Annotated in this window: 6 protein-coding genes and 1 pseudogene; all 7 read left to right on the top strand. The window is 53.9% G+C overall.

What is annotated here, in order from left to right; all coding sequences use genetic code 11:
- Positions 1–129: 129 nt before the first annotated feature.
- The 7 genes and pseudogenes from EDC30_RS18530 to EDC30_RS18500 all read left to right on the top strand — a co-directional run bounded on the left by EDC30_RS18530 (position 130) and on the right by EDC30_RS18500 (position 15,622).
- A complete protein-coding gene (locus tag EDC30_RS18530; RefSeq protein WP_165973883.1) occupies positions 130–672 on the top strand; it encodes a hypothetical protein in 543 nt (180 codons plus the stop codon).
- Positions 673–855: 183 nt separating this feature from the next.
- The gene (locus EDC30_RS18525) at positions 856–1,617 is read left to right on the top strand and encodes a hypothetical protein (RefSeq protein WP_132260350.1); all 762 of its coding nucleotides are present in this window, start codon (positions 856–858) and stop codon (positions 1,615–1,617) included.
- A gap of 154 nt (positions 1,618–1,771) precedes the next feature.
- Entirely contained in the window at positions 1,772–2,344 is a 573-nt protein-coding gene (locus EDC30_RS18520) for a hypothetical protein (RefSeq protein WP_132260349.1), read from the top strand.
- Positions 2,345–2,445: 101 nt separating this feature from the next.
- Positions 2,446–2,919 (top strand): hypothetical protein, encoded by a 474-nt coding sequence (locus tag EDC30_RS18515; RefSeq protein ID WP_132260348.1) that lies wholly within the window; start codon positions 2,446–2,448, stop codon positions 2,917–2,919.
- Positions 2,920–3,070: 151 nt separating this feature from the next.
- Positions 3,071–4,085, top strand: a pseudogene (locus tag EDC30_RS18510) (IS110 family RNA-guided transposase).
- Positions 4,086–4,943: 858 nt separating this feature from the next.
- The gene (locus EDC30_RS18505) at positions 4,944–6,611 is read left to right on the top strand and encodes a ShlB/FhaC/HecB family hemolysin secretion/activation protein (RefSeq protein WP_243656863.1); all 1,668 of its coding nucleotides are present in this window, start codon (positions 4,944–4,946) and stop codon (positions 6,609–6,611) included.
- A 38-nt stretch (positions 6,612–6,649) separates the two neighbouring features.
- A complete protein-coding gene (locus EDC30_RS18500; RefSeq protein WP_132260347.1) occupies positions 6,650–15,622 on the top strand; it encodes a two-partner secretion domain-containing protein in 8,973 nt (2,990 codons plus the stop codon).
- Position 15,623 lies beyond the last annotated feature (1 nt).

Genomic DNA, 15,623 nt, shown 5'->3' with positions numbered 1-15,623 from the left:
GCCCGCTTAGTTAAGTTGGAAATGAAAAATCCCATAGTATTCTGCTATTTGTACAGCACATCGGCATAACTATGGCTGTATTTATGCGGTTCTTTTACAATATGCTAATTGCTAATAATGCTTGTGAGTATGCGTATTTCTTTTGAAGCGGTGAGAAAGTGGCTGGCAGAGCGCGCTGAAGACGGAGAAATGACTGACAATCAGTTTTATCAACTGTACGAGTTGATTCGCCGTTGTCAAAAAAAGCTTGAAGAGCGAGAGGAGAAGTACGAAAAAGCTCGTGAAAAAGTCATTGAATTAGCTAAGCAGCTCGGAATCCCACCAGAAGGTATGCTGGCAGCGTTAAAGCGACCAGGCGAGTCGCCTGAAACGCGTGTTAATCAAAGGCGCCCATATTTGAACCCTATGGACGCTAAGGACCGCACTTTATATGGCTCCTATGCTCACCCTAGTCGCCGGCATAAAAAGCCGCAGTGGCTGCAGGACGCAGAGGCGATGGGCATTCAACAAAGCGATTGCCATTACAAAAAATTAGAGGAAACATGGGCGAAGTTCAACTTGCCAGTATTGTTCAACCCTGAAGAACGCTATAAAGAGCTCCTGGCTGAGCAAGCTCCACGTCCTAAACGTCAACCTCCTCAGCGCCCCCGCGGAAAACGTAAGACTGACTAGGAAAAGCTAAAGACCAAACGACTTCTTCAGAAGCCTCTAAGCTGGAGTAGCGCGCGTAGCTTATTTAAATCGTCGTTGAGCCTGGATTCGCAGCGAAGAACTTCCGCTCCACGACATGGGCTGTGGCCCTATTAGCTCGGCGTTAGCTAATTTCACTGATTTTTTACACAAGTAGATACAAAAATGATCAAAACAGTTATGCCACGGCTCACTTTATTGGCCTTTACGCTGGTTCTCACCGCATGCGCTACAGAACTCCGATCAGTGCGATTAGGCAGGCCAGTCGAACCCGAAGTAATACCAGGGAAGGTTTTTGTCCCGAGCAAATCTACGGCTAATGTTGGCGATGTCATGCTCACTGCAGGGGAATATTCAAAGGAGGCTACGGGCCTCCGACTTGAAGCGTTTCGTTTGAAAGAAAGCTCAATAACACGCGTAGAACACAAGGTTAAAACGCTCGAATTCTCCATTCCAGCCGGAGATTATCGGTTGCGTAACAGAACCAATGAAGGAAGTTACTATTCTGCGCCGGCGCCATTCTCTGGCTTAAATGGAACGAAAAGAGGCTATGGCGGCCTGTTCGTGCCAAGCGGGACATCAGAAGCCACAGAATTTTATTGGAGCTGGACTCCTGATGTAACGAACGTCTTTCAGGCTAAATTGACATCGCCGATCAGTGGAAGCATTGGAGAGTCTATCAAATACCTAAAAGATCGAGAAAGCTCTGGGCCGCGTGCTACGTTGACGTATGCTGGAGTTGCAGGAGGCCAAATCCGTTTCGTCTACAAAGAATTTACTAAAGACGGATTTGCTCGACCGGCTTTCACTCAAGAGGTCAGCCTGGATTACAAACCAGGTGGATTGTATGCATACAAAGATGCGCAATTTACAGTTGAAAAGGCTGATTCAACACACATTAGCTTTATGGTTCATCGCCCTTTATAGATGTCATCCGGTAGACAACTATCGTTCCAGCATCGCACCTGCAGTGCTGGACAGTTTTTATATCGCAGTTTAATGGTTTTGCTGCGCAAAAGTATCCCTTCAAACCATGACTTAAAAACTGCCACTGAACTATGCGTTAGACATCACTGAACACATGAGAGAGCAACTGAATCAATTCCTTGATAACCTCGACACTAGGCAGATGGTGAAAGTGTTGAGCTGGGTCATCGGCTCGGCGCTTGCCTTCATCGTATTGGCCTACGTCATGTACTTCTCGCGCTTTCACGGCGGCTTCAGTGAAAAGCAAGATGTCTGGGGCCAGTTCGGCGACTTCATTGGCGGAACAGTTAACCCGCTTCTTAGCTTTCTTTCTCTCATCGCGCTAATTTTCACGGTTGTCTTGCAAACGCGTCAGCTCGAACATAGCCGCGAGGAGCTAGCAAACTCGAAGGCTGAACTGGCGGCGACTCGAGATGAAATGGTTAGAGCCACAGAGGCGCAGCGACTCTCGGCGGCGGCTTCGGAGGCGCAGGCGAAGTATGCGAATATTTCAACTCGTTTGGCCGCCCTCCAAGCTGCTCTCGCAGTGGCCAGTGAGCAACTCGACCAGATGAGGGGAGGTGTTATGACCAGCCCTGATGCGTATAACGCACTCTTGCAGCGTAAGGAACGCATCGCGGGAGAGATCATCCGGACAACTGACGAATTGATCGACGGTGATGTCTAACAGGTTGTTCAACACGGACGCCGTGCGGCGGGCCTTCGCTTCGCTCCCGGCCCTTTCTTTCGGCACCGGTCAAATCTGCGTTATAAATAATAGGAGACAGTGTGCTCGATTTTTTGGACTTCTGGATCGATGAGACTAATAAATCGCATGAGCCAGACCGCCGATCATGCTCTATTTTTCAGGAGCCTTTCAAAGGCTTTTATACTCCGGAATTTTTGAAGTCATCATATTTTGTAGTCGTTGACAAACTCCCTAAACCCGATACACCGATGCTCAGAGATGCAGGGCTAGGAGATTTTATTGATATGGATTTCAATGGAGTTACCTACAAAGATACTTACTACGTGCTGCCACGCGCAGTACAAGAACTGAGCCTTCATTTTCATGAACTTGTACATGTGGTGCAGTGGCGAGAGCTAACCGCAAAGCCCTTTATCAGTCGCTACATAGATGAATATACGCGTTTAGGGTATCGAAACATGCCTCTTGAAGAAATGGCTTACGGACTTGAAGAGCGTTTTAGTAAAGATGAAATGCCCTTTGACGTTGAAGAACATGTTCTACAAAATTTATAACTCGTCGCTCAACCGGGATCCGCAAGATGGGCTGCCGCTTCGCGGCAATGCGTTGGGCCCCGGTTAGCTAATGTGATGGACTCCCTCCGCCCGTGAAGGTGGATACTCTGAAGGTAGAGATGCGTGGGCATCGCTACGAACGGAGGAAGAGATGACAATTGTGCGAGTGGGCGTGGATATCGCCAAGACGGTATTCCAGATTCACGGCGTGGATGGGCATGGCAAGGCGAGATTGAAGAAGACGCTTTCGCGTGGCGAGATGTTGGAATTCCTTGCCATGCTACCAGCGTGCCTGGTAGGGATCGAAGCCTGTGCGGGGGCGCACTACTGGGCCAGAGAGCTCAAGAAGTTTGGCCATGATGTACGGTTAATGGCAGCGCAGCTCGTGACGCCGTATCGCAAAGGTGGCAAGAATGACGCCAATGATGCGGAAGCCATCTGCGAAGCGGTAGGGCGGCCCAATATGCGCTTTGTGCCGATTAAGACAAGAAGAGGCGCAAGCGGTGCTGACGTTGCACCGGGCCCGGGAGTTGCTGGTGGCAGAACGCATCGCCTTGTCCAACCAGATCCGCGGTTTGCTGGGCGAGTTTGGGATTGTGGCGGCAGGCGGCATGGCCAGGCTGCGCCGCGTGATGCTGGAGATTGGCACGGGCCAGCGGCACTTGCCGGCGCTAGCCAGGCAGACGATAGGCGAGCTGTTTGAGCGGATGCTGGAGCAGGAGAAGAAGGCGCAGGAATACGAGCGCCAGATCAGCCATCTAGCCAGGCAAAACGAAGCGGCCAGGCGGCTGATGCAGATTGAGGGTGTTGGGCCGATTACAGCCAGTGCCCTGGTGGCCAATGTAACGGATGCCAAGCTGTTCAAAAGTGGCCGAGAGTTTGCGGCGTGGCTCGGTTTGACGCCGAGGCAGCATTCCAGTGGTGGCAAGACCAGGCTTGGCAGCATCAGCAAGCGCGGCGATGTGCCGCTGCGTACGCTGCTGATTCATGGCACGCGAACGGCGCTATAGTATGCCGCTGCCAAGGAAGACAGGAAGAGCCACTGGGCGATGGCATTGAAGCATCGGTCTTGCGCCAATGTGGCAGCGGTGGCAATGGCAGCCAAGCAGGCGCACATCATTTGGGCAATGCTGGCAAGAGGGACAGAATACCGGGTGGCAGCGTAACAGGCTGCTGAAGAGTAATCGATTAACTAAACGATCACGAAGTATCCCGCCGACGATTGCAAGCAGCGGTTGATGAAGGAAAGAGTCGAACTCTCGCAAGCACCAGCCTGGTAACGCTGATGGCCGCAGCAAGACCGCTTAGCTGATGAGGCAGCTTGTGAACTACGGATGACATCAGGGCCGGCGCCGACGGGCGCCACAGTAGGCCGGATAGATTGATGCAGTCGATCTCAATTCAACAAAAACCAAAACCGCTTGCAAAAAGGAGGGAGTCCATAGATCGGTGTTAAATGTGTCGTCGTCATTGGCTTTTACATCTGTTCCCCGTTTAAAAAAGAAGGATGCTGTACGGAAGTTGAAATGGGTTCAAGCTGTAGAAAGATTTTTAAACGATATGCTCTGAGTGCGACGCAGCCACTGCATACCATAATTTCTCACTTGTGAAGAATTGTTAATAAGTTTCCGTAAGTCATTAAAAACACTCAGAAAAACGACATTTTCAACTCTGAACGTTCGGTCTTTTTTTTCCTCACTGCTATTATTTCCTCATTGTAATTAAAGAAACTGCAGGGGGAATGGGAAGGCAACGATAGGTTTTTTAATAGAAGGTTCTTGCCAATCTTTGTACCTATTGCCTGTAAAAGTACGAGCACCTCTTTCGTTCATAAAAACACCGTTCTGGTGCTTTAGCGTGAAAAAGCTTTCGCGCTATCATTATTAAATGTGGATAAATTGACAAGCATCTTTTGGCCTTGTCGGCCCCCGTTTTGCCGACTGATTTTGCAACCTACTGCGACCCGGCGACAGATGGCGATCACGGCGGCCCTCGTGTGCCTAGTCAGTGTGGCGCCGTCTATCTTGGCCCAAACTGTCCCGCTCTCGCCGGCCCAGGTGACAGAAGAAGGATTGCGGCGCCAAGAAGAGCGTACCCGTGAACAGCAGCAGCAGATTCAGCCAAAGGCGGATGTGCTGCAGCCACAGGCGCCAATCATCGTACCCACCAGGCTTCCCGTCGAGCAGCCGTGCTTTGTGATTCAAGGCGTGGAACTCATCGGGCCAGACGCCGTGCGTTTCGGTTGGCTGGCCGATAGCGCGTCGCCCTATCTAGGGCAATGTGTCGGTGTCGCCGGCTTGCGGCACATCGCCGCCGCGCTGGATGCCAAGTTGATTGAACTCGGTTATGTCACTTCACGCGTGACGCTGCCGCAGCAAAATCTCAACGATGGCATTCTGACCATGCAATTGCATGTCGGACGCGTGGCGCAGATCACTATGCGCAAGGCCGAGAAGGATAAACCGCAGGACGATGGTTGGGGTACTTGGCGCAATGCCTTTCCGGTCGCTGAAGGTGACGTGCTCAATGTGCGTGATCTGGAGCAGGGCGTCGAGCAGATGAAGCGGTTGCCTAGCCAAAATGTGGCAACCGAACTGGAACCTGGGGCTAACCCTGATACCAGTAACGTCGTCATCCTGCGCCAATCCGGTACGGTATGGGAGCATGTGCGAGGAGGTGTGACGATTGATAACTCCGGCAGCCGCACGTTGGGCTTGACGCAGCTTTCCGGTTATCTGTCCTTGGACAATCTGCTGGGCTTGAACGATATCATATCCATATCGGCAAACACGAACGCAGAAAACCTGGCGGCAAATCACCGTAGCCAAAGCGCCTCGTTCAATTACAGTATTCCATGGGGCTATAACACCTTCTCTTATAGTAAGAGCTATAGCCGCTTTGCCCAAACTGTTGCTGGAACAACTGTGCAGTTTCTCTCCAGCGGCACTGGCGTCAACGATGAAATCAAGTGGCATCGCACTGTAGTACGCACCAGCGCAACCAAGGCCGGCTTCTATACGGCGCTTGCCACTCGGCGCGCTAACAGTTTTCTTGACGATGTCGAGTTGGTTGTACAGCGCCGGCGGACATCCAGCGTCGAGACCGGCATTACTTACAAGCAATTAATCGGTGACGCCAGCCTCGACTTCGAACTGGGATATCGCCATGGCGTCAATTGGCGCGATGCGCAGGACGATTTGCCTTCGTCATCCAGCGGCGGCCTGACGCTGCGTCCAGACATTACTATCCTGACGGGATCTTTTAGCAAACCTTTCAAGATCGGTAGCACTCCGCTGCAATATAGCGCCAGCATCCGTGCGCAATACACGCCAGACCAAACCCTTTCGGTTGACCAGATCGCTATCGGTAACCGTTTCACGGTACGCGGTTTTGACGGCGACAACGTTTTGCTTGCCGAAAGCGGCTATTTCATTCGCAACGATCTCTCAATACCGGTCAAGTTGATGGACAACCTCGTTGCCGTCGCTTACCTCGGGCTCGATTTTGGCCGGGTATGGGGACCTAGTACGGCGCTTCTGGTTGGCGACAAGCTGGCTGGCACTGCCGTCGGCTTGCGTGGCCAGTGGCAGCAATTGCAATTTGACCTGTCGCTGGGCGCGCCGATCTACAAGCCGGTAGGTTTCCGCACTCGTTCTTGGTCACCGTACCTGTCGCTGACCTACGCATTCTGATCCGACTTCCACCATTGCCTGACGTACCTGGAAACAATATGAAGAAGCCAAGCCAAGTCCAACCGCTATCAGTCATCGCTCAGCAAGCTGCGGCAGGCAATGCCGTGCCGGTTTATGTACAGCCAGCCGCGCGTCCCTGGGTGCGTCATGTTGCACGGGCAATGGCGACACTATTGCTATGTCAGGGAACGCTGCTTGCCATTCCGGCGGTTGCTCAGATTACGCCGAGTGCGAATGCGCCAGCCGGGCAACGGCCGATTATGGATGCGGCGCAAAACGGGGTGCCAATCGTGCACATTGCTCCGCCCAGCGCCGGCGGCGTCTCGCGTAACCAGTACAATCAGTTCAACGTCGGCACGAACGGCGCCATTCTCAATAACAGCGCAACAGCTGTTCAAACCCAGCAGGGTGGCTGGATTACCGGGAACCTGCAGCTTGGTCCTACGCCGGCGCGCATCATCTTGAATGAAGTGGTCGGCGCTAATCCATCGCAGCTGCGCGGCACCATCGAAGTTGCTGGACAGCGCGCCAATATCGTCGTCGCCAATCCGAACGGTATTACCTGCGACGGCTGCGGTTTTTTGAATACGGGGCGCGCTAGCCTGACGACTGGCCAGACACAGTTCAATACCGATGGCTCGATTCGCGGTTTCGACGTGCGCCAGGGGCAAGTCACGGTTGGGGGCAATGGCCTGAATGCGACTAACCTTGAACAGCTGGATCTGATTGCGCGCGGCATCGTCATTGAAGGCGAAGTCTGGGCAAAAAACCTCAACGCCATCGCCGGCGCCAATCAAGTGCTGTATGGTACTTTGCAAGCGGCTGCGCAGGCTGGCTCTGGTCCCGCGCCGAGCTTTGCGATTGATATCAAAGACCTGGGCGGCATGTATGCCAACCAAATTTATCTCGTTTCTAACGAACTCGGGATCGGGGTCAATAGCACTGGCCGGATGGCGGCATTGCAGGGTAATCTCGTACTGTCTGCCAATGGCGATTTAACCCTGAAAGATACGTACGCCAAGCAAGATCTCAAAATCAATGGTGGCAATATCGCTTTGAATGGCCAGACGCAAAGTGAAGGCAAAACCACGATTGCCGCCACCGGCAATCTGAGCAATAGCGGTACGATAGATTCGCACGATGCACTGGCATTGGACAGCGCGTCACTTGTCAATGGTGGCACAATCGCCCAGCGCAATGGCGCCGGTGTAGCCATGATCACGACCGGAACGGTCACCAACAGCGGTATCATCTACAGCGGCGGCCAAGCCAGCATCCAGTCTGCCACGCTCGATAACCGTAGCGGTATGCTCGTCGCCGACCAGGGCGTTGCTGTTCAAACAGGCAGCATCGACAATACTGCTGGTCAGATCGGTAGCGACAATGCTGTGACGATTGCCACTGCCGGTAGCGTGAAGAATACGCAGGGAAAAATCGTCAGCAATGGCAGTCTAGCGCTGGCCGCTACGACGCTCAATAATCAATCGGGTATCGTGAGCGCCCAGCAGGCAGCCAGTGTCCAGTTAGGTACTGGCTTGCTCGACAATACGCAAGGTCAAGTGACCGGCTCCCAGGCGCTGGCATTGCAAACCGGGGAAATCCGCAATCGCGCCGGCACAATCGCCAGCGGCGGTGGCCTAGCCCTGAATACCCAGGGGGCGGCCCTGACCAATACCGCTGGCGGCCAGATCGTCGCTAATGGCGACTTGTCGATCTCCAGCGCGCGCTTGGATAATACGAGTGGCACTGCCGCTTCCATTAACGGCCAGTTGCACCTCAATACTGGCAACGATCAGCTCGTCAACGACAGCGGTAAGCTGCAAGCGGCGAGCGATACCACGATAGCTGCAGCGAATACCTCTAATCAAAATGGCCTGATCACCGGACAAAACATCACGGCAACGACCGGGACATGGACAAACGATGGCGGCCAAGTCGTCGCGGGCGGCACGCTTGCCTTGTCCACCCAGGCACTTTCCAATCAGGGTGGCCTATTGCAATCTGTCGGCAATACGCAGCTCAATACCCATGGTCAGGCGCTGACCAATTCTAATAGCGGGAATGCCGGCGGCATCATCGCGGGCGGTACGCTGACTGTCCATGCCGGCAGTCTCAATAACCAGGCTGGATTCATTGCCAGCAATAGCGACCAGACGTTGAACGTCACAGGCGACCTGGACAACCGTGCAAGCAATGGGCAAGCAGGGCAACTCGTTTCGAACGGCAATGCCACGCTGTCTTCTGCGAATGTGTTCAACCAAGGCGGGCAGATCAGCACCCTCGGTAATGTCAGTGTAACTACTGGCACACTTGACAACCGGGCCGGCACCATTGGCGCCAACGGCGATGTCGCCATTGCTGCTGCCACCATCAACAACGCTGCGCAGAATGGCACTGCCGGTACCATTGACGGCCGCAACATTACGGCCACTGTAACGACGGTCGGCAACCAAGGTGGGGCCATCCGGGCTTCAAACGATGCCACACTAACTGCCAGTTCCCTCGACAATGCTGGCGGCACGCTCACGGCGAAGAACAACATGTCGTTAGCCTCGGCAGTCATGGCCAATGCTACTGGCCGCATCGTAGGCGATCAGGCAGTGACCATCACGACCAGCAGTCAGACCTTGGGCGGCACGGTTGCATCCAGTAATAACGTGACATTGAACGTCAACGGCGACTACAGCAATAGTAGCCTGCTGTCCGCGCAAAAGGATTTGACGATCAATGCGAACAACATCACTAACAGCGGGACATTAACAGCTGGCCAGACGTTAACTGCCAATACCGGTAACCTGACCAATTCAGGTGAGATCAGTGGCCAGAATGTCGTTCTTAATGCGAGCGGCACGCTGACCAATACGGGCACCGGCTTGATCGATGCTACGGATACACGCGTGAATGCGAACACGCTCAATAACACCGGCCGCATTTATGGCGATACGCTGCGCATCAAGGCCAATACCATCAACAACGACAGCACGGGCGCCATTGCTGCGCGCGGCACCTTGTTGATCGGCGCGCAAACGCTCAACAATACCAATGGCGGCCTGATTTATAGCCTGGGCGACATGGCGATAGGCGGCACGATTGACGGCTATGGCCAGGCGCAAGGCAGCATGGCTAGCCTAACCAATGCGTCGAGCAAGATCGAGTCAGCCGGCAATATGGTGATCAGCTCGGCCACTATCCTCAACCGTAATGACAATCTGACGACGGCTCAGGTCGCCGACGCTCCGGTTTATCAGGAAAGAGTGCAGCCGAATGGCAGTGCAACGCAATATTCAGGGGTTAATTGTTATGGCATTGGCGGCGGGCAGGACGACAACGGCTGTATCGTCCATCCGGACAAGTATGGTCAGCGCAGTGCTATCACGCCAGTATTTATTCAAGATTGTCATCTCGATCCCAATACCTTCAATCAGGTTTGTACCACACAGGCGAGCTACGCCTGGAACGATCCGGTGTTCGCCCGATTTGGTGTCGCTCCAGTCAATTCGCCCCCGCCGGTCGAGCCGGCAGGGGGGTGTAGCTACACGGACCCAAATTATGGGCAGACCTTTCAAATCAATAGCCCAGCCTGCAATCAATGGCGCACTGACTACAGTTCCTGGAACACGGCATATCAGGCAACGCTGAACCAGCTTGATCCCGTGGTCAGTGCCTACAATGCAGAAGTCAATGAAGACAACCGCGTTGACCATTTCGAGGATTACACCTGGTACAGGATTAATTCGACCCAAACCCGTACGGTCGTAACAAGCACGGCGCCGGGTCAAATTCTTGCCGGCGGCAACATGAGTTTGACGGGCAGTGTCACCAATCGTGACAGCCAAATCGTTGCCGGCGGCGCCTTGGCGATTACGGGGCCGGCTGTCAACAACCTGGCTACACAAGGAGAAGAACGGACTGACTACAGCGGTACCGCCCAATTTACCGAAGTCGTTTCCAGCGGCTTCAGCGGTCATAAGCGTAAGTGGTATGACGTCAATCCGTATAACCCGGCACCGGTCTCGGTGATGGTCGATTTACCGACCGTCACTTACCAAGAATACGCAGGTAACCAAGCTGCTATCCGCACACTGGCTAACGGCACCGGCATGGCCGACGCCACCGTTGCCAGTGCCGTTGCTGCCGCCGTGGGCAATAACCGTGGCATCGCGGGACGCTCGGTCCAGGCGGCGTTGGCTGCCACGACGCCGGCTACTCTGTCGGTACCCAACAGCAGCCTCTTCGTAATCCATGCCGAGCCCAGTGCACGCTACTTGGTCGAAACCGACCCGCGCTTTACCAATTACCGCAACTTCATCAGCTCCGATTATTTCCTGCAAACCTTGAACCGCGATCCGGAGCGACAATTAAAGCGCTATGGCGATGGCTTCATGGAGCAGCAACTGGTCAATGACCAAATTCTGGCGCTGACCGGTCGCCGCTACCTCGCTGGCTATACCAATACCGAAGATGAGTACAAGGCTTTGATGGATAGCGGGGTGGCTTTTGCCAAGCAATACCAGCTTACGCCGGGAGTGGCATTGACGGCCGAGCAAATGGCCTTGCTGACCACTGATATCGTGTGGCTGACGACTCGCACGGTCACACTAGCGGATGGCTCAACGCAGGACGTGTTGGTGCCGCAAGTGTATCTGCGCCGGCCGGCCAATGGGGATTTGCAATCCAATGGTGCCCTCATTGCCGGCAACGATGTGCTGATTCAGACGTCGGGTAATCTGACCAACAGCGGCACGATTGCTGGCAAGACGGTCACGGCAGTAGCGGGCAATGACCTGGTGAACCAGGGCGGCCGGATTAGCGGGCAGGATGTTTTCATGCGCGCCAACAATGACTTGAAAAACCTTTCCGGCGTTATCCAGGGGACAGGTGCCAACTCCACCGTCGCACTCTTGGCAGGGCGCGATATCGTGCTGCAGACGCAGACCATGGATACGACGAATAACGATGGCAGCAGCACTCGCAGTAGCGTGCAGCGTATTGCTACGGTCCAGGGCGGCAATGTGCAAATGCAAGCTGTACGTGATCTCGTGGCGGAGGGCGCAGCCGTCAAAGCGGACGACAGTATCTTTGCCGCGGCAGGGCGCGATATCAAAGTCGCCACAGTCGCCGGTGAATATCAATTGGATGTACAAGACAAGAGCGGCCGCTCGACGGAAGGTCGCACCGGTTATATCAGCGAAGCGGCCACCCGTAATCAAGGCTCCATGCTTACCGCAGGCAGCAGCATTACCATGGTTGCTGCTAACGACCTCAGCTTGAAGGGATCCTTTGTAGACGCTGGTTCGGACGGGAATGGCAATGTCTTGCTCCAAGGGCGTAACGTCAGTATAGAAGCAGCAAAAGATCGCACTACAAATGATGTACAAACCATCGGTAAGAAGAGTTATAGCCGGAACGCACGTGACAATGAAACCCTAGTTGGTGGTGCGGTAACGGCCGGCGACAGCGTCACAGTCCGCGCTACAAGTTATGACTCAGACGGTGCGGGCAATATTACGCTAACCGGCGCCAATATCGCAGCACAAAAAGGCAGCGTAGCGCTGGTAGCTGACAAGGACATAACGATTCAGGAAGCGGCCACCCGTCATACCGCTATTGATGAAAGTTATGTCAGGAGTGACGGTATATTTACCCGCGTCGCCACAACAAAATCCAGCAGCCGTCAATTGGTTCAGTCAGAAGGCAGCAGCGTTTCCGGCGATACGATTGCTGTACGTGCAGGAAATGATTTGACCGTCCGCGGCAGCACGGTTGCTGGCGATGGCGATGTGACACTGGCTGCGGGCAATAACCTCACCATTGCTGCTGCCACCTCCACAAGCACGGAGCGGCAATTCACCAAGGTACAAGAAAATGGCTTTTTGTCCGGTGGCGGTTTCGGCATCAACTATGGCCAGCGTATCACCACGACTGAGTTGAATAAGGATGGCACAACACAAAGCGGCCAGGAGCGCAGCTTGGTCGGATCCAACCAGGGTAGCCTGAACATGGTAGCCGGTGACGGTTTGCGCGTCTCGGGCAGTGATGTGGCGGCGGCGCAGGATATCAACATGCTCGCCAAGCGCGTGACCATTGACGAAGGCCGCGACACTTCACAAAGCAAGCTGGTCACTAAGATGGAACAGGATGCCTTAAGCCTGTCCATCGGCGGCTCAGTAGTCAATGCCATCCAAACCATGCAAGAGATGGAAGAGGCTGCAAGCAGGGCGAAAAACACCCGCACCAAGGCGCTGGCGGCAGCCACTGCGGCTATGGCAGCGGCCAATGCTGCCCAGGATATCGCGCAGAATGGCGTGAACGTCAGTATCAGTCTGACCTATGGTCATAGCGAACGCGAAATGACCCAGACGCATACCACCAGCGACGCCATCGGCAGCACGGTTGCCGCAGGCAATAATTTGAACATTGTTGCGACTGGTGCCGGCAAGGATAGCAATATCACGATCCAGGGCAGCGATGTGGCAGCCGGCAAAAACGTCACACTGGCAGCGGACAATCGCATCGATCTGTTGGCAGCGCAAGACCTGGAGGAGCAACACAGCAAGAGCAAGAGCATGAACGCGGCAGCCGGGATTGCAGCCAGCGCTGGCACAAACGGCATGGCGTTCGGCGTAACCGCCAGCGTGGGCTTGGGGCGCGGTCAGGAAGACGGAAGTGGCGTCACCCAGCGTAATACCCATGTTAATGCCGGGAATACGCTGATTCTGGCCAGCGGCGGCGACACGACCTTGAAAGGAGCGGTGGCGTCGGGCAAGCAAGTCATTGCCGATATTGGCGGTAATCTCAATATCGAAAGCTTGCAGGACACTGCCAAGTTCGACAGCAAAAATGAAAATCTCAGCGTTAGTGCTACGGTAGGCTTTGGCGCGTCGGTATCGGCCAGCTACAACAAAAACAAAATCCATAGCGACTATGCCAGCGTGCAGGAGCAAAGTGGCATAGCTGCCGGCGATGGTGGGTTCGATATCCGCGTCAAGGGCAATACCGACCTGAAGGGTGGTGTCATCGCCAGCACGCAGGCAGCTGTCGAGGCCAATCGGAACAGCCTGGTGACAGGCACCCTGACGCAAAGCGACCTAGAAAACCATGCAACGTTCAAGGCCAGCGGCATCGGCCTTTCAGGCGGATTTAGCGTTGCGGGTGGAGATGGCAAGGATCCCAAAGCCAATGGCGAGGGCAAAGGCCCGGGCGGCTCCAACCAGTTGAACGTGGCCACCAGTAGCGGCGCCAAGATGAACATGCCTGGTGTGGCTTTCGATAGCGGCAGCGATAGCAGCGTGACTCGAAGCGGTATTTCGGCGGGCAATATCACCATTACGGATGAACAGGGCCAACTGGTGAAGACTGGTCAGACGGTGGCAGAAACGGTCGCAGCCATCAACCGCAACGTGGCGACCGGCATGGATACCAGCGGGCGGATTGCCAATAACTTCGACAAGGAATCTGTCGAGGCAGGCCTCAAAGTAGTCAGCGCTTTTTCCAAGGAAGTCGGCACGTATATCAGTTTGAGCGCCGCCGAAGCCGAGGCCAAGAAAAAGGCAGCGGAAAACCCTGACCTGGATCTGAGCTTAGATCAACGGCGTCAGTTGCTGGTCGAAGCCAAGCAGATCGAGGACAACTGGGGGCCAGGTGGTACGTATCGCCAAGTTGCCACGGCACTGGCGGCTGCGGCTTCCGGCAATGTGAGTGCATCGGGTAGCCAATTTGTGCAAGCTGCTATGGTGAACTATGTGCAGCAACAAGGCGCTACGTATATCGGCAAGCTGGTGAGCGAAGGCGTCCTGAAGGAAGGCAGTCCGGAGCACGCGGCGTTGCATGCGATAGTTGCCTGTGCCGGTGCAGCAGCCAGCAACCAGAATTGCGGAGCGGGTGCTGCTGGTGCTGCAGCGAGCAGCTTCCTGACTAACCTGTTTTCTGAAAATCCGAACGAGAGCAATGTTAATAAAGAAAACAAACGCAACCTCGTTGCGAGTCTAGTAGCAGGAATTGCAGCGGTAGTTTCACCAGAAAATGGGGCGACGGCGGTCAATGGCGCCATTGCGGCAACGGATAACAATTGGCTACATCCGAAAGAGATTGAGCTGAAAAAGTTGGCGCAACGCCTATGTGCGGGTAGCAAGGGGGCGGATGTTCAGGCTTGCGGCACGCTGGCGGTCTTGAATAAGTTAGATGCCGAGCGTGAAGCTGGCAATAACGGCTCACTGTATAAAGGGATAACAAAAGGAGTCACCGATCTACTCTTGTCTCCAGTAACTGCCCCGGTTGGATTGATTAACAGTGTAATTGAGAACGGTGCTACTGATACTGCAATCAACATTGTTAAGGGCGTGGCAGGTCTGCCTAAAAATCTTTATCAAGGATTAACAAGTGAAGATTCGGAAAAACAGGGACAGGCATTAGTGGAGGCATTGGCACTAGGGTATGGAACTGTGCAGGTCGCTAAAAATTTGGCCAAATTTAATACTAATTTAGGTGGTGCTGCCCAAAATGTAAACCCCAGAATATTTAATGGCGTTGAGCTTGACTCGACTTTGCCTCCGCCTGCAGCAGGTTTTGAATATTCTCCAAGTTTTGTAAAAGGGGCTAAAACCGAAAACCAAGCCTATTCACACATGACTGGATATCAGGCAGAGATTAAACTTGCCAATGAAGTTGCTGGACAAGGTCAGATCGTTGTGAAGTGGGGCGATAAAATTGGAGCTCATGGAAGTGACATTATTTCAATTAACCCTAAATCTGGCGAGGTCACTCTTTGGGATAGTAAATTCCGTAGTGCTCAAACTTCGATTCAGCAATCACCTACATTTTCTAACGCAAGTACAAATGTGGCTGCAGTTGAAGAGGCTCGGAATGTTATACGTGCATCGGATCTTCCAGATCAAATTAAAATCCAAGCCTTACAGAATTTGGATAAAGGTAATTTCATCACTAATACCGTTGGGTCAGGCGGTGCTAAAAATTCAGTCCATGTAAGATATTGCGGAAATAAGCCTTGTTAGG

The organism is Paucimonas lemoignei, from assembly GCF_004342585.1.
Lineage (GTDB): Bacteria > Pseudomonadota > Gammaproteobacteria > Burkholderiales > Burkholderiaceae_D > Paucimonas > Paucimonas lemoignei.
The sequence above is the reverse complement of the archived record's forward strand: the minus strand, read 5'-3'. Positions and strand labels throughout refer to the sequence as shown.